This window comes from Roseomonas populi (genome assembly GCF_024594815.1).
Classification (GTDB): domain Bacteria; phylum Pseudomonadota; class Alphaproteobacteria; order Acetobacterales; family Acetobacteraceae; genus Roseomonas; species Roseomonas populi.
This window is the reverse complement of record NZ_JANJOU010000037.1, coordinates 23,697-39,202: the sequence shown is the minus strand read 5'-3', so window position 1 is coordinate 39,202 and position 15,506 is coordinate 23,697. Positions and strand designations below refer to the sequence as shown.

The window sequence follows — 15,506 nt, the reverse complement described above, 5'->3', positions numbered from 1 at the left end:
GGGGCGGGTCAGAGGATCGCCCCCTGGCGCAGCAATTCCGCCCGCGCCGTGGCGGCGTCTCCCCCGAGCGCCGCGGCGACGCCCGCCGCCTGCCCGGTCGCGAAGGCTGTGCCCATCACGCGGGTGGAGCCGTAGGCGGCGCGGTCGGCCCCGGCGACGCGGCCTGCGTACCAAAGGTTGTCCGCACCCTGTGCCCGAAGCGTGTCGAGCGGGATGTCGTAGAAACCTTTCCCGCCGACCGGCGTGTAGGAGGCCCGGCCCGGCGCCTCGTGCACCTCCATCGGCCAGGCGCCCCGCGCCACGCCGGCCGGGTCGCGCCGCCCTTCGGCCACCGCCGCGCCCGTCACCTCCGCGCGCGCAGCGCAGCGCCGGGTCTCCCGCACGCCGAACTGCGGACCGGTGGAGAGGAGGTGGGCGCCGCCCAAGCCTGGCTCCTCCCGCAGGGCCGCGACCACCGCCCAGGCGGCGCGGCGCGCGGCCGTCTCGGCCAGGGTGAGGCTTTCGGCCGTGAGGCCATCCGTCGGCAGGTCCACGCACATCCACCAAGCCTCGCCTGCACCCAGCATCGGCATGAAGACGCCACCATCGGGCCGCACCGGGGTGCCGTGCAGCATCGCGTTCGCGCGCGCCGCGACGCGGGCGAGCACCTCTCGGCCGGGCATCGCATCCGGCGGCAGCCCGCCGACCCGCATCGTTGCGGAGCCCGGCTGCACCTGGCCATCCGGCTGCGGAACCACCCGCGGCACACCGGCTAGCACCGCGAGCGTCGCCTCGCCGCTCGCGTCTACGAAGGCGCGTGCGGCGATCCCTGCCGTGCCGGCATGGTCGGTCACGCGCAGGGCTTCGAGCGACGCGCCCGCCCGTGCCGCGCCCGTCACCAGCGCGTGCAGGCGGCACTCCACGCCGGCCTCCACGACCGCCTGATCGGCCGCGTGCTTCAGCGCCTCAGGATCGAAGGGGACGATCCAGTTGCCGCTGCGGGAGCGGATGGGGGCCACTTCGCCGCCGAGCGCGGCCAGGCCGGCGAGCAGCCGGTCTGCCGCGCCGCCCACGGCGCGCCGCGGCGTCTCGCCGGCCTGGTAGAGGCCGCAATAGGTGAGGACGCCCGCATTAGTCGCCGCGCCGCCCAGGAAGCCGTAGCGCTCCAGCAGCAGCACCCGCGCCCCGGCCGCCGCCGCGCCGAGCGCGGCGCCGATCCCCGCCGCGCCGCCGCCCGCGACGACCACATCGTACATCTCGCCCAAGCCCTGTCCCTCCCGGCAGGGCGGAAGCTGCCCTCTCGAACCGGCATGGGCCAATCGGGAGTGCTGTGCCCTCTATAAGCCGATCCTATGCGGTGGCGAGATCGATCAGGGCGGCCGCGGCATCCCCGAACTCCTGCGCCAAGCGCGACTTCGGGCGGTGCCGGCACCAGTGCAGCAGTAGCGGCACGGTCGGGCTGCCCTTCACGGGAAGAGCGCGCAGCCCGAGGGGCTCGCAGCCCCTGGCGCTGAAGCTGTCGAGTAGCGCGATGCCGAGACCGCGGGCGGTGAGGGCGAGGGCCGCGTCGGTTGAGCGGACCTGGATTTGCGTCCGCCGCTCCAGCCCCGCCTCCGTGAAAAGCCTGTCGATATGGGCGCCATGCACCGGACCGGGCGGGAAGGAGATGAGCGGGTAGCCCTGAAGCTCCGCCGGCCCCACGGGCCCGCCTACCGCCAGGGGGTGACCGGCCGGGACGACGAGAACGAGCCTCCCGTCCCCGAGATGCCGGGTGCCGATGCCGGGATCGGCCACGGCGGCGAGGGTGAGCACGCACTCGCCCTCACCCAGCAGCAGGTAGTCGGCCGTGCGGTCGCGCGAGGGCTGGTCGCACTCCACGCGCAGGTCCGGATGCCTGGAGAGCACGGCCACGAGGGCGCGCGGCACCAGGTCACGGCCGACGCTGGCGGAGGCGCCGAAACGGAAGGTCGCGCTGCGCCCCTCGGCGATGCCGCGGATATTGGCCATCAGCCGTGCGAAGCCCTCATGCGCGATCTGGAGTTCGGCGAAGATGCGCCCCGCCTCGACGGTCGGCACCAGGCGTCCGCCCGCCCGCTCGAAAAGTGGCAGGCCGAGAAGGTCTTCCAGCCGCCGGATGATCCCCGTCACCGCGGGCTGCGAGAGGTGGAGCTGCTTTGCCGCGGCGCTGACCGTGCCCGCGATCATCACCGCCCGGAACACCGCGAGCTGCCGCTCGGTGACGCCTGTCCGCATGGCCCGCCCCCATCGTATCCGCTTATAGGTTAGTCCGGAAACCCGATTGGAGGAGGCAGGGCCGGGCCGCCATCCTGGGGGAAAGAAAAGTACCGGCGCGGCCGGCCTGGAGGATGTGCCCGATGATGCCCCGAAGCCCTCAGACCCTCTCGCGTCGCATGCTGCTCGCCGCCTCCTTCGCTGCGGCCGCGGAGCCCGCGCTGGCGCAGCCGGCCTGGCCCGTGCGGCCCTTGCGCCTGATCGTCCCGTTCCCGCCCGGTACCACGCCGGACACGCTCGCCCGAGCTCTGGCGCCCCACCTCTCCGCGTCGCTCGGCCAGCCCGGGCAGGCCCAGGCCCTGGCCGTGGTGGTTGAGAACCGGCCGGGCGCCGCGGGCCGTGTCGGGGCCGAGGCGACCGCGCGTGCGACGGACGGGCACAGCTTTGGCATCGGCAATAACTCCTCAATTGCCACGGCAAAGGCGATGGTGCCGAACCTCGCCTATGACCCGCTGCACGACCTCCGGCCCGTCGCGCTACTGGTCCGCACGCCGCAGGTTCTCGTCGTCTCGGGCTCCACCTCCGTCGCGACCGTCGCAGCCTTCACCGAGGCCGCGCGGCGTCGTCCTGGCGGGCTCTCCTACGCCTCCATCGGCGCCGGCTCGGCAAGCCACCTCGCCATGGAGGAGTTCGCGCTCGGCGCCGGCATCCAGCTCGTCCATGTGCCCTATGGCGGCTTTCCGCAGGCCGTGCTCGACCTGCTGGCGGGGCGGATCGACGCGATGTTCTGTCCCATCGCCGCTGTCCTGCCGCAGATCGCGGAAGGGCGACTGCGCGGCGTCGCCGTCACGGCAGAGACCCGGGCAGCACAGATCCCCGAGGTACCGACGCTGGGCGAGGCCGGGGTGCCGAACGCTGTGAGCTTCGGCTGGAACGGGCTCTTCGCGCCCCAGTCCACACCACCGGCCGTCATCACCCGCGTGGCGGAGGCATGCCGCACCGCCCTGGCCGGTGCAGCAACGCGCGCGACGCTGGAGCGTGCCGGCTTCGACGTGGGCTGGATGGGTCCCGACGCTTTCACGGACTTCGTCGCCACCGAGGTGGAGCGCTGGGGCGGCCTCATTCAGCGCCTCGGGATCAGGGCTGACGGCTGAGGGCGACGCGGGCGGTGGCCGGAGGGACGTCATGAGCAAGTGGACCATCGGGCGCAGGGGCGCCGTGCTGGGCCTCACGGCCCTTGCCTCGGCACGTGGCGCGGCGGCGCAGGCGCCGGCAGTCGTGGAGGAACCCATCGTCGTGCCGGGCGCGCGGCTGGAGAAGGTTTTCGGCGAGGGCTTTTTCCTGGAGGGTCCCGCGCAGGGGCCGGATGGCGCGATCTACTTCAGCGACATCACCCAGACCTGGCGCACAGGCATGGCCGCCGGCCATATCTGGCGGCACGATCCTCGCACGGGCGAGACACGCATCTTCCGCTCGCCGAGCGGGATGGCGAACGGCATCCGGTTCGACGCGCAAGGCCGCATGGTCGTCGCGCACGGGGCGGATTTCGGCAGCCGCATCGTGACCCGCACCGACTTGGCGAGCGGCCGGGCGACCATCCTCGCCGGGCTCTACGGCGCCCGGCCCTTCAACGCGCCGAACGACCTCGACATCGACGCCGCGGGCCGGATCTGGTTCACCGACCCACGCTACTTCGGGCACGAGCCGGTCGAGCAACCTGCCATGGGCGTGTACCGCATCGATCCCGACGGATCGGTGCAGCTGGTCTTGGCGGACGTGTCGCGGCCGAACGGTATCGCCGTTTCCCCGGATGGGCGCGCCCTCTATGTGGCGGAGGCCGACTTCCTCCTCGCGGACCGGCGCATCCCGGCCTCCGTTCCCTGGCGGAACCGCGACATGCACATCCTCCGCTACGACCTGTCGCCGGAGGGCACGCCGGGTAACCGCCGCGTCCTTGTGGATTTCGACGGGGAGGGCGGCGGCGGCGCGGACGGCATTCGGCTGGATCGGGACGGGAACATCTATGCCGCCGTGCAGACAGCACGATTTGGCGTGCGGGTTTACACGTCCGAAGGTCGGGAAATTGCCTTCGTGCCTACGCCGGAGAAGCCGACGAATGTGGAGCTCGCCGTCGTAGACGGTCGGACCTGGCTCTACATCGCGGCCATCGCTGGTGGTGGGCTTTACCGCATTGAGACGCAGATCCCGCCACTCAGGCACGGCAGATAACAGCGGCCAGCTCCCGGGGCTGCCGCGGCCTGCCACGCCGTCACCGCGAGACGGGCACAACCAGCGGCAGCGCCAACAGCTGCCAGAGTGACTTGAGATCGCGGTCCCGCAGGATAGGCGCGCGGAACCAGTCAGCCCAGGCTTCACGCGCACCCGACCCGCAGGCACCCTCCATCAACGGGCCGAACTTCAGCAGGAGCGCGTCCAGCCCCGAGGCCGAACGTACATCGCGACGAAGCCGGGAGTGGCGACCCGGATACCCTGGACGGCCTGCCCATCCAGGCCGTGCCGACCCATCAGGTCCAGCACGCCCCGGACCTGTGCATGCAGCCAGCGGCAGCAAGGATACGGCTTGAAGTAGGTTTGGAGAATGGCGAAGTCCTACCCGAGGCCCTGCACACCCCCTTTATCAGCAACGCCCTGTCCCCCGTCCAGCCTAGGGCCTGGGCGAGGCCGTTCGGAGCCTCCAGCAAATCCGGCAAACCGCCATAGCCCGCGCGCGCCAATGCGGCGAAGTGCAGGCCCGATAGGTTCGGCCAGCCGGCGTAGAGGTTCTGCCCCTCCGACCCGCAGAAGGCCGGGTGGTAGGGCGCGACCGGCAGCAGGCTCGCATGGCCGTGCGTGGCGGCGAGCGTGGCCGCGTTGAGCCGCATCATGCGGCCTCCCCCGCCGTGGCGGCGATCGCGCCCACGACGCCGGGGAAGTGGATGCCCCGGCCCAGCAGGTCCTTCGCCATCATGCGGCTGACGCGCGTGCCGACGTCGTAGCCGGGACATGACGCTCGAGCGAGAACGCGTAGAACAGAGCTGCCTGCTCAACTTGCCGCGGCCTCATCATGGTTCCTGGCCCCTGCTGCTCAACAACAGGGAATCAGCAGAAGCAGCCCGATCAACAGCCGAGTTTTTCAACGGAATATGCCCATTGCGGTCATAGGGCCACCTTCGCCGCTTTCCTGGAAGCGGACATTGGCTGACGCACGCATGAATAATCAGTGCGGCGAGGCGTAGTTATTAGGGGCTAGAAGCCCTGCGAAGCGGTCCGCCGTCCAGGGGCTTTTCGGACTTCTTGCGGGCAATCAGGTCGTAGATGGACTCGATGCACTCGCTCGGCAGTCGCTCCGTGGGAGAGGCGGCGCCCGGAACTACGGCCTCCTCGGTCGGCGCGCTGAAGACCCGCTGCCACGACCACCGCATCATTGCGGTTGGGGTTCTTCCCGGGAGGGCTTCCCAGATCGTCCCCCAGGAGGGCAGCCAATTCCGCCGCCGAGGCAGCAGCGGCAACGCAAGCCAGCTGTAGCTCCGGCCCGTATGCCTTTGCCAGGAGCCCCGGATTGGCCGCCCTGAGGATGGCCCCAAATCGCATAGCTGCGCCCCGCCCGCGCCTCCGACATGGCACCCGCGGCGCGGACAGAGTCAATTACCGCCCGCCAGTCGCTCACACGCTAAGGGTGCGGGCCCGCTGTGCCGAGGCCGGGGTAGTCCGTGGCAGTTCCTGGGAGCCCTCGCCCTAAGCGCAGTCGCTCATTCGCCTGCCTCACTTCTTAGTCCGCTCTCCTGATCGCGAAGCTGAAGCACTTGAGATCAGGTGTTGCCGTTTCGGCATCAGGCTGCGCCAGAATTTGTTCTACCCTTAAAAAGGAAGTCGCAATCTAATCACGAGAACAGAGCAGCCGCGCCAAATTGAAATTCCCCACGGCCGCAGAAGTTTGGAAGAAAACAGCAATGCATAACGGGGAGCGCAGGTTCAGATTGCCTCTTTGTTAGCCTATTGGAGTAATCGTTCCAGTTTCGTGTGAGCAATAATCTGAACATCGCCAATCTAGCGGCACGGAACTTGCTGCGTCGATCACCTATTCGCGGCATTGATCCGCGCGACCTTGGAGACTGAGATGATGCGCCGTCGTGCTGTCACGGGTTTGTTTGTAGGAGCGTTAGGAGCACCCTTCCTGCGCAGCGCGGCCGCCCAGGACGTGCGCACCCTTCGGATCGGCAGCGCCCTGGACCCGCAGCACCCGATCCTCGTCGGCGCGCGCCGCATGGCCGAGGTCGCGGAGCAGGAGAGCAGCGGCAAGCTGAAAATCAACCTCTTCCCCTCGAGCCAGCTCGGGGCGCAGCGGGAGATGTGGCAGAACGTGCAGGCCGGCGTCCTGGACGGCATCATCGACGCAAGTGCCAGCATGGTCACCTTTGTTCCTCAGTTCGGCGTGCTGGATCTGCCCTATCTGGTGCCGGACGAGGCAGCCGCCTTTCGCCTGCTGGACGGGCCGGTGGTGGAGGAAGAACTGGTGCGCCGTGCCGCCGCCTCCGGCTTCCGCGTAGTGAACTTCTGGGAGGTGACCTTCCGGAACATCTACACGCGGGCGAAGGCGGTCAACGCCGTGGCGGACCTGCAGGGGCAAAAGATCCGCGTCATCCCCAACCCCTCCTTCATCGCGTTGTTCCGCAGCCTGGGCGCCGCGCCCACGCCGATGGCCCTCGGCGAGGTCTACACAGCCCTCCAGCAGGGCGTGCTGGATGGCGCGGAGAATGACAACGTCACCTTTCTCTCCTCACGCCACCTCGAAGTTGCGAAGAACCTCGCCATCACCAACCACATGATGCTGGTTAACACCTTCGTCATGAGCGAGCGCGGCTGGAACCGCCTGCCGGAGAACCTCCGCGCGGTGATGCGGAAGGCCTCGATTGAGGGCCGCAAGGCGGTGATGGAGGATCGCCACAAGCGCGATGCCGGCGCGCTGGACCAGATCAAGGCCGCTGGGGTGAACATCACCCAGCCCGACCTCTCCCCATTCCGCGAGATCGGCCGCAAGACCTACGCGCAGTTCGAGGAGCGCCTGGGCAAGCCGCTGGTCGATCGCATCGTCGCCACCGCCGGCTGAGCGCATGACGTCCACCCTCCGCTACGCCGATACCTGGCTCGCGCGCCTGGAAGCCTTCGCCCTCGCCCTGCTCGTCCTGGCGATGACGGGGACGACGCTCGCCCAGGTGGTCGCGCGCTATGCCTTCAACGAGCCCCTGATCTGGTCGGAGGAGGCCGCGCGCTACCTCTTCGTCTGGGTTAGCCTGCTCGGCGCCGCGCTCGCGACGCGGGAGGGAACGCACTACGTCCTGGACGCGCTGGTGCAGCGCTTCCCCCACGCCGGCCGACTGGCCGCGCGGGGGGTGGCCGTCATCGTGAGCGCGGGCTTCCTCGTGATCCTGGTCCAGACCGGCATCAACGAGACCTCGCAGGCCTCTCTTCAGGATTCCGCCACTCTCCCCATCGGCATGGCGCTTCCCTACGCGGCCATCCCGGTCGGCGCCGCGCTCATGCTCTTCCACCTCCTAGCCGGGTTGCTCATCAAAGAGCCGCAGCCCGAGGCGCCCCTGCCCGAAGCCGTCGGATGATTGCTGTCCTCACCCTTTTCCTCGTCTTTGTGGTCATCGGCACGCCGATCGCCTTCGCCCTGGGCGGCGCCGCCGCGATCGGCCTCTGGCTGATGGAGGGCGTGCCGCTGGACATCGTGGCCAGCCGCACCTTCGGCGCGATCGACAGCTTCACCTATCTCGCCATCCCCTTCTTCATCCTGGCGGGCGAGCTGATGGAAACCGGCGGCATCTCCCGCCGTCTGATCACCTTCGCCACCGCCATGGTGGGCCATGTGCGCGGCGGCCTCGGCAACGTGGTGGTGCTGGCGATGATGCTCTTCTCCGGCATTTCCGGCTCCACCAATGCCGATGCGGCCGCGGTCGGCGCCGTGATGATCCCCTCTATGAAGGAGCGCGGCTACAGCGGCGCCCGGGCCGGTGCGATCGTCGCCGCGGCGGCGGGGATGGGCATCCTCGTCCCACCCTGCCTCACCATGGTAGTCTATGGCAGCGTTACCAACACCTCGGTCGCCGCCCTCTTCGCCGCCGGCTTCCTGCCCGCCATCATTATGGCGGGGGCGCTGATGCTGCACCTGCGGATCGAGGAGCGCCGCAGCGGCCTCCAGCCTGAACCGCGGCTGAGCTGGCGCGAGCGCTTCCGGACCTTCCTCGGCGCCGGCTGGGCGCTGCTGCTGCCCCTCATCATCTTCGGCGGCATTCTCGGCGGCCTCTTCACCCCTACCGAGGCGGCCGTCGTGGCCGTTGCCTACGCCACCCTCGCGGGGATGGTCCTGTACCGAGAGATCACGCCCGCCTTCTTTGCCCGCGCCCTTGTCCGCAGCGGCGTCGCGACCGGCGCGGTGATGCTGATGATCGCCGGCGCCAACATCCTGGCCTGGCTGATGACGGTGGAGCAGGTGCCCCAGGCCCTCGCCGAACTGATCGCCTCCGTCGGCGGCGGCCGGACCATGTTCATGATCCTCAGCATCCTCGTCTTCCTCGTGCTCTTCGCGCTGCTGGACGGCATCCCCGGCATGCTGATGCTCATCCCCGTCTTCGTGCCTATCGCACGGGAGCTGGGGATCGACTTGCTACACTACGGTACGGTGATGACGACGGTGATGGGCATCGCCCTCTTCACCCCGCCGCTCGGCGTCGGGCTCTACATCATCCTCGGCATCAGCGGCGCCACCCTGCCGGACCTGACGCGGCATCTCTGGCCCTATCTCGTCACCATGCTCGCCGTGGCCCTGCTCATCGCCTTCGTGCCGATTGTGGTCTACGCCCTGCCCGCGGCGCTCGGCCTGCACAGCCTGACATGATGCGGCACCAGAACCGCGCGCCACGGCCCCGCACGGCCATCCCCGGAGGACCGGCTTCCCGATGACGATCCCGCGCCGCCCCCTCCTCGGCTTGGCCCTGGCCGCACCGCTCGCGGCTCGGGCCCGCGCCCAGACGGCCTTCCCCAGCCGTCCCATCCGCTTCATCCTGCCCTTCCCGCCAGGCGGCGCGATCGACGTGATCGCGCGCCTGCTGGCCGAGCGGATGTCGCCCGCCCTCGGCCAGCCGCTGGTGACCGAGAACCGCCCGGGCGCCGTCGGTACCATCGGGGCCGACTTGGTGGCGAAGGCTCCGCCGGACGGCCACACCATCATGCTGACGATCAACAGCACGGTCACCAGCAGCGCGGCCCTCTACCCCAGCCTGCCCTTCGATCCGATGACGGCCTTCACGCCCATCGGCATGGCCGTGCACGCCAGCATCCTGCTCACCGCCCCGAAAGCCGCGCCCTTCAGCGACGCGCCGGGCTTCATCGCCTGGGCGAAGGCCCTTGGCCGCCCCGTGAACTACGGAAGCTGGGGCAACGGCTCCGCCGCCCACCTCTTCGGCGAGGTGCTGCATCAGGACCACGGCGTGCCCATGGAGCACATCCCCTATCGCGGCGAGGCGGCAGCGATCACCGAGATGCTCGGCGGGCGCATCGACGTTTCCTTCGCCACCCCGGTCAGCGTGCTCAGCCACATCCAGTCCGGCGCGGTGAAGGGGCTGGCGATGACCGGCCCTGCCCGCTCCAGCTCCATGCCGGAGCTGACCACCTTCGCCGAGCAGGGCGTGGCGGGGCTCGACCTCGCCACCTTCGACGCGGTCTGGGGGCCGGCCGGCATCCCGAAGCCGGTCGTGGACCGGATCAACGCCGTGATGAACGACGCGCTGCGCGTGCCCGCCGTGCAGGCCCGGCTGAAGGAGATTGGCCATACCCCCGCCCCCGGCACGCCGGAGGAGCTGGGCAGGCTGGTGCGAGAGGTCACGCCGCGCTGGCACGCCCTGATCCGCAAGGCCGGCGTGACCGTTACCTGATTCCTGTCCGGGAGGGGCGCGTCCCTCCCGCCGCTTCGCAAGGTTCACTATGCCCGACACCGCCCTGCCGCCGGATGGCTGGATCGGCCGTCCCATGCCCCGCGCCGCCACCCGCCGCCTGATCGAGGGGCGTGGCCGCTACACGGATGACAACGCCGCCAAGGGCGAGCTGCACGCCGCCTTTCTCCGCAGCCCCTTCCCGCACGCCGCCTTCGGCATCACCGGACGCGACGCCGCGCGCGCCCTGCCGGGCGTGCGCGCGGTCCTGACGGCCGAGGACCTTGCCCCCTTCTGCCGGAGCTGGCGCACCGAATCCCGCGCCTTCCCCGGCCTCGTCTCCCCCGAGCAGGGCCCGCTGGCCCGCGAGCGCGCCGTCTACCAGGGCGAGCCCGTCGCCCTCGTCCTCGCGGCGTCCCGCGCCATCGCGGAGGACGCCCTGGAGCTGGTGGAGGTGGAATGGGACGAGCTGCCCGCAGTCACCGATCCGGCGAAGGCCCTCGACGCCGCATCGCCGTCCACCCACCAGGGACTTACCTCCAACCTCGCTTGGCGCACCGAATTCGGCGGCGGCGATGTGGAGGCTGCCTTCGCCAGCGCCGCCCTCGTCGTGGAGGAGCGCTTCACCTTCACCCGCCACACCGGCGTGCCGCTAGAGTCCCGCAGCGTCCTGGCGACCTACGACCCGGCCGCTGAGGCGCTGGAGGTTCGCATGTCCCACCAGATCCCGCACCAGATGCAGGTGCACCTGGCGGATCTGCTGGACTTGCCCATGGGCCGCGTGCGCGTCATCGCCGGCGATGTCGGCGGCGGCTTCGGCATCAAAATGCATGTCTACCCGGACGAAGTCGCGATCTGCGCCGCCTCCCGCCTCACCGGGCGGCCCGTGCGCTACGTCTGCGACCGGATCGAGGCGCTGATGGCTGACATTCACGCGCGCGAGCACGTCATGCAGGCCCGAATGGCCGTGGATGCCGAGGGGCGCATCCTCGCCTTCGACGCCGACGATATCCAGGGCCTCGGCGCCTACTCCATCTATCCCCGCTCCTCGACGGTGGAGGCGATGAGCGTCCTTCGCACCGTCGGTGCGCCCTATCACTTCGGCGCCTACCGCGCCCGCCTGCGCTGCGCGCTGCAGAACAAGGTGCCGACCGGCCAGTACCGCTCCGTCGGCCATCCCATCGGCTGCGCGACGACTGAGCGCCTGATGGACCTGGCCGCCGCCGCGCGCGGTGAGGACCCGCTGGAGTTCCGCCGCCGCAACTTCCTGCCCGAGGCAATGATGCCCTGGACCAATCCGGCGGGCGGCCGCATGGCGGAGCTGTCCCACACCGCCACCCTCGCCGAGTTCGAGCGCCTGCTGGATCTGCCGGGGCTTCGGGCCGAGATCGCGGCGATGCGGGCGAGGGGCCGCTGCGTCGGCCTCGGCTTCTCAGCAGTGGTCGAGTACACTGCCTCCGGCCCGGGGGCCTATGGCCCCGCCCATGTCCCCGTGGCCGCGATGGACACGGTGGTCGTCACGCTCGAGCCCACTGGCGACGTGGTCGCCCGCGCCTCGGTGGCCGAGATCGGCCAGGGCATCCAGCAGGGCATCGTGCAGGTGGTGGCGGATGCAGTGGGCGTGCCCCCCTCCCATGTCACGATCCACACCGGCGACACGGCCAGTGCCCCGCATGGCGGTGGCGCTTGGGCCTCGCGCGGCGCCGGGGTTGGCGGGGAGGCCGCCTGGGGTGCCGGCCGCAAGCTGCGCGCCGAGATCTTGAAGACCGCCGCAGCCCTTCTCCAATCCGCGCCCGAGGCGCTGGACCTGCGCGGCGGCCAGGTCGTGGACGCCAACGGCACCCCGCGCATGGCGCTGGCCGACCTGGCTTCCACCGTCTTCTTCCGCGGCCACGAGCTGCCGGGCGGCGTGCAGCCCCAGTTCACCGCCACTCACCAGTTCCGGCGGGAGGAGGATGTGTTCCTCACGACCAACGGCCTGCAGGCCAGCCTCGTGGAGGTCGATCCCGATACGGGCATCGTCACCCCGCTGCGCCACTGGGTCGTCGGCGACTGCGGGCGCCTGCTGAACCCGCTGCTAGTGGAGGAGCAGGTCCGGGGCGGCGTGGTGCAGGGCATCGGGGAGGCACTGCTGGAGGCCTGCCGCTACGATCCCGGCAATGGCCAGTTCCTCACCGGGACCCTGGCCGACTATCTCCTGCCCATGGCCGACAACGCCTGCGACATCACTGTCGGCCATGTCGAGACGCCCTATTCCGGCTCCGCCCTCGGCGCCAAGGGCGCGGGGGAGGCCGGCACCTGCGGCGCCCCCGCTGCCGTGCTGAACGCGGTGAACGACGCGCTAGCCTCGCGCGGCGCCAGGGTTTCCGAACTTCCCATAACCCCCACCGTGATCCTGCGCGCCCTCGGCACGCTGGAGGCCTCCGAATGAAGCCCGCTCGCTTCGACTACGCCCGCCCCGAGACGCTGAGTGACGCCCTGGCCATCCTGGCCGACGGAGGCGCGGAGGCCTCCGTCCTCGCCGGTGGCCAGAGCCTGATGCCGATGCTCAACCTGCGTATGGCGCGTCCGGGGATGCTGGTGGACATCAACCGCATCCCCGGGCTGGACGCGATCGCCCTGGCCGATGGCGTGCTGTCCATCGGCGCCCGCGCCCGTCATGCCGAGGTGCTGGCCTCGCCGCTGGTGCGGCAGGCCGCGCCGCTGCTGGCCCAGGCCCTGCACCATGTCGCGCATCCCGCCATCCGCAACCGCGGCACGCTCGGCGGCAGCCTGGCGCTCGCCGATCCCGCGGCCGAGATGCCGGCCTGCGTAACCTGCCTCGGCGCCACCATCGTGTTGGCTTCCGCGAGCGGCAAGCGGCGCGTCGCGGCCGAGAAGTTCTTCCTCGGCGTTTATGCGACGGCGATCGAGCCCGGGGAGCTGATCCTGCATGTAGAGATCCCGGCCATTCGCCCGGGTTGGACGCACGCCTTCCAGGAGGTCTCCCGCCGCCATGGCGACTACGCCATGGCGGGGCTGGCCCTGGCGCTGCGCCGCGACGGATCCCGCGTCGCGGAGGCGCGCATCGCCCTCTGCGGCGTGGAGAGCGCCACCCGCCGCCAAGCCGAAGCGGAGGCCGCCCTGGTCTCGGGCGGCGTCGGGGCCGCCTGCCAGATGCTCGGCGGGCTCGACGCCATGGGCGGTGACGAAGTCACCGCCGCGCACCGCATCCATCTCGCCCGCGTGCTGCTGCGCCGCGCCGTGGGAACGGAGGACTGACCGTGGAACTCCCTGACGAACCCACCGCCGACATTGCCCTCACCCTGAACGGCGAAGCCATCCGCGCCCGCGTGCCGCTGCGGCAGAATCTGGTGGACTGGCTGCGCCACGGCGCCGGCCTCACCGGCAGCCATGTCGGCTGCGAGCACGGCGTATGCGGGGCCTGCCACGTCCAGGTGGACGGGGTCGTCGTGCGCGGGTGCCTCATGCTCGCCGTGCAGGCCGATGGCGCCGCCGTCGAGACGATCGAGGGCGCGACGAGCAGTGGCCGGATTCGCGCGCTGCAGGATGCCTTCTTCAACCGCGCCGCGCTGCAATGCGGCTTCTGCACGCCGGGGATGTTGCTCCAGGCGGCGGAACTGCTGGAGCGCAACCCCGATCCCTCCCGCGCCGAGATCCGGGAGGCGCTCTCCGGCAACTACTGCCGCTGCACGGGCTACCACGCCATAGTGGATGCCGTGCAGGCGGCCGCGGCCAGCCTGCGCGCATGAGCCGCCCCCTCCTCGTCGCGGGCGGTCGCCTGCTGGACCCCGAGGGCGACGACCTCCACCGCCCGCCCTTGGCCGATCTGCTGATCAAGGAGGGCCGGATCGTCGCGACGGGCGAGGAGGCAACGCGCCGTGGCGGCGATGCCGAACGCCTGGACGCGCGCGGGCTCCTCGTTGCTCCCGGCTTCGTCAACGCGCACTCCCACTCCCACGACACGCTGCTGCGCGGCTGCTTCGAGGGATTGCCGCTGGATACCTGGGGCGCCTTCGCCTTTCCAAGCGCCTGGGCGCGCCGCCCGGATACGGAGGTGCATCTGCGCACCCGTCTCCACGCCGCCGAATGTCTGATACACGGCATCACCACCGTGCAAGACATGGTGACGCTGCAGGGCGCCGACCGTGCCCAGGCCGAGGCGGTGATCGACGCGCACCGCACGATCGGGCTGCGCGCCCTGCTGGGCTGGCAGCTCGGCGATCGGGCCATGGTGGACACGCTGCCTTTCGCGCGCGAATCCCTGCCGCCCGAGATCCTGGCCACCCTTCCCGGCGACGCCGATCCCGCGCCCGGCATGCGACTGGCCGAGGAGCTGCTGGACCGGGTGGAAGGGCCCCTTCTCCGGAGCGTCCTTGCTCCCTCAGCGCCGCAGCGCTGCTCCCCTGCCCTGCTCGAATGGGCCGCCGCCCTATCTCGCGAGCGCGGCCTGCCGGTCTGTACCCATGTCTACGAGACGCGCGCCCAGGCCGTGCTGGCGCGGCAGGCTTATCCGGCCGATGGAGGCTCCTTCATCCGCTACCTCGAGCGCCACGGCCTGCTGAACGAGCGTCTCGTGATCGCCCACGGCGTCTGGATCGGATCCGAGGAGATCGCGCGTCTCGGCGGCGCGGGCGGGCACCTCGCCCATAATCCCGGCGCCAACCTGAAGCTGCTGAACGGTGCGGCGCCCGTGCGCCGCTACGCGCGATCGGGCGTGGGCATTGCCCTGGGATGTGACAACAGCAGTGCCGGCGACGCGCAGAACCTCTTCTCCTCCATGCGCCACGCCGCCCTCTACTGGTCCATGCAGGCCGGCGGGCCGGAGGAGGCCGCCATCGCCGCCTTCCGCGCCGCGACGCTGGGCGGCGCGAAGGCGCTGGGGCTGGCGGGCCTCGTCGGCGGCCTGCGCCCGGGACACCGCGCCGACCTCGCCCTCTTCGATCTCTCCGACCCCGCCTGGGTTCCGCTGAACAGCGCCGTGCGCCAGCTCGTTCATGCCGAGCCCGCCCGCTCGCTGCGCCACGTCCTCGTGGATGGAGGCATCGCCCTGCGGGACGGGCGCCCGACTGGCTTCGATCCCGCCGCCCTCGCGGCGGAGGCGGAGGCAAGGCAGGGCGCGATCGCGGACGAATTGGCGACGCTCCGGCAAAGGCGCGCCCCGCTCATGGGCGCGCTGATCGGCCTGGAGGCGCGCAGCCGCGCCCATCCGCTGCCCTTCGACCGCTACGCCCTCGACGATGGAGGCCTGCACTGAGCGGCGTGCTGCTCCAGGGCCGGCCCCTTCGCTTCGGGGCCGGGGGCTGCGCCGCCTGCGGGCCGGTTCGCCTCGCCCTGCGGGCCGACCGGATCGAAGCAGCCGAG

The 15,506-nt window shown here is 70.8% G+C and carries 13 protein-coding genes; 10 read left to right on the top strand and 3 right to left on the bottom strand.

Features of this window, described 5'->3' with window-relative positions:
- Positions 1–8 precede the first annotated feature (8 nt).
- Entirely contained in the window at positions 9–1,235 is a 1,227-nt protein-coding gene (locus tag NRP21_RS26450) for an FAD-dependent oxidoreductase (protein WP_257719264.1), read from the bottom strand.
- Between the two features lie 94 nt (positions 1,236–1,329).
- Positions 1,330–2,232 (bottom strand): LysR family transcriptional regulator, encoded by a 903-nt coding sequence (locus tag NRP21_RS26445; RefSeq protein WP_257719244.1) that lies wholly within the window; start codon positions 2,230–2,232, stop codon positions 1,330–1,332.
- Between the two features lie 122 nt (positions 2,233–2,354).
- Here NRP21_RS26445 and NRP21_RS26440 point away from each other — a divergent pair, with 122 nt between their 5' ends.
- Positions 2,355–3,365, top strand: coding sequence for a Bug family tripartite tricarboxylate transporter substrate binding protein (locus NRP21_RS26440; RefSeq protein ID WP_257719243.1), 1,011 nt, complete (start codon positions 2,355–2,357; stop codon positions 3,363–3,365).
- A 31-nt stretch (positions 3,366–3,396) separates the two neighbouring features.
- Positions 3,397–4,440: an SMP-30/gluconolactonase/LRE family protein gene (locus NRP21_RS26435; protein WP_257719242.1), complete on the top strand. Its 1,044-nt coding sequence runs from the start codon at positions 3,397–3,399 to the stop codon at positions 4,438–4,440.
- 296 nt (positions 4,441–4,736) lie between these two features.
- Here NRP21_RS26435 and NRP21_RS26430 read toward each other — a convergent pair whose 3' ends face one another.
- Positions 4,737–5,096 (bottom strand): hypothetical protein, encoded by a 360-nt coding sequence (locus tag NRP21_RS26430; RefSeq protein ID WP_257719241.1) that lies wholly within the window; start codon positions 5,094–5,096, stop codon positions 4,737–4,739.
- 1,232 nt (positions 5,097–6,328) lie between these two features.
- Between NRP21_RS26430 and NRP21_RS26425 the strand changes: the two genes are divergently transcribed.
- The 8 genes from NRP21_RS26425 (at position 6,329) to NRP21_RS26390 (ending at position 15,399) form a co-directional block, all read left to right on the top strand.
- Positions 6,329–7,318: a TRAP transporter substrate-binding protein gene (locus tag NRP21_RS26425; protein ID WP_257719240.1), complete on the top strand. Its 990-nt coding sequence runs from the start codon at positions 6,329–6,331 to the stop codon at positions 7,316–7,318.
- A 4-nt stretch (positions 7,319–7,322) separates the two neighbouring features.
- Positions 7,323–7,826, top strand: a complete 504-nt coding sequence (locus NRP21_RS26420; protein WP_257719239.1) for a TRAP transporter small permease — start codon at positions 7,323–7,325, stop codon at positions 7,824–7,826.
- On the top strand, positions 7,823–9,109 hold the full coding sequence (locus tag NRP21_RS26415; RefSeq protein ID WP_257719238.1) for a TRAP transporter large permease: 1,287 nt from the start codon (positions 7,823–7,825) through the stop codon (positions 9,107–9,109). Before NRP21_RS26420 ends, NRP21_RS26415 begins: the two co-directional genes overlap by 4 nt.
- Positions 9,110–9,170: 61 nt before the next feature.
- A complete protein-coding gene (locus NRP21_RS26410) occupies positions 9,171–10,145 on the top strand; it encodes a Bug family tripartite tricarboxylate transporter substrate binding protein (RefSeq protein WP_257719237.1) in 975 nt (324 codons plus the stop codon).
- 49 nt (positions 10,146–10,194) lie between these two features.
- Positions 10,195–12,573 (top strand): xanthine dehydrogenase family protein molybdopterin-binding subunit, encoded by a 2,379-nt coding sequence (locus NRP21_RS26405; protein WP_257719236.1) that lies wholly within the window; start codon positions 10,195–10,197, stop codon positions 12,571–12,573.
- Positions 12,570–13,403, top strand: a complete 834-nt coding sequence (locus NRP21_RS26400; RefSeq protein WP_257719235.1) for an FAD binding domain-containing protein — start codon at positions 12,570–12,572, stop codon at positions 13,401–13,403. The genes NRP21_RS26405 and NRP21_RS26400 overlap by 4 nt, the downstream gene beginning before the upstream one ends.
- Before the next feature lie 2 nt (positions 13,404–13,405).
- Positions 13,406–13,894 carry a (2Fe-2S)-binding protein gene (locus NRP21_RS26395; RefSeq protein WP_257719234.1) on the top strand — a complete coding sequence of 163 codons (489 nt, stop codon included), beginning with the start codon at positions 13,406–13,408 and terminating at the stop codon, positions 13,892–13,894.
- A complete protein-coding gene (locus tag NRP21_RS26390) occupies positions 13,891–15,399 on the top strand; it encodes an amidohydrolase family protein (RefSeq protein ID WP_257719233.1) in 1,509 nt (502 codons plus the stop codon). Before NRP21_RS26395 ends, NRP21_RS26390 begins: the two co-directional genes overlap by 4 nt.
- Positions 15,400–15,506: the final 107 nt, after the last annotated feature.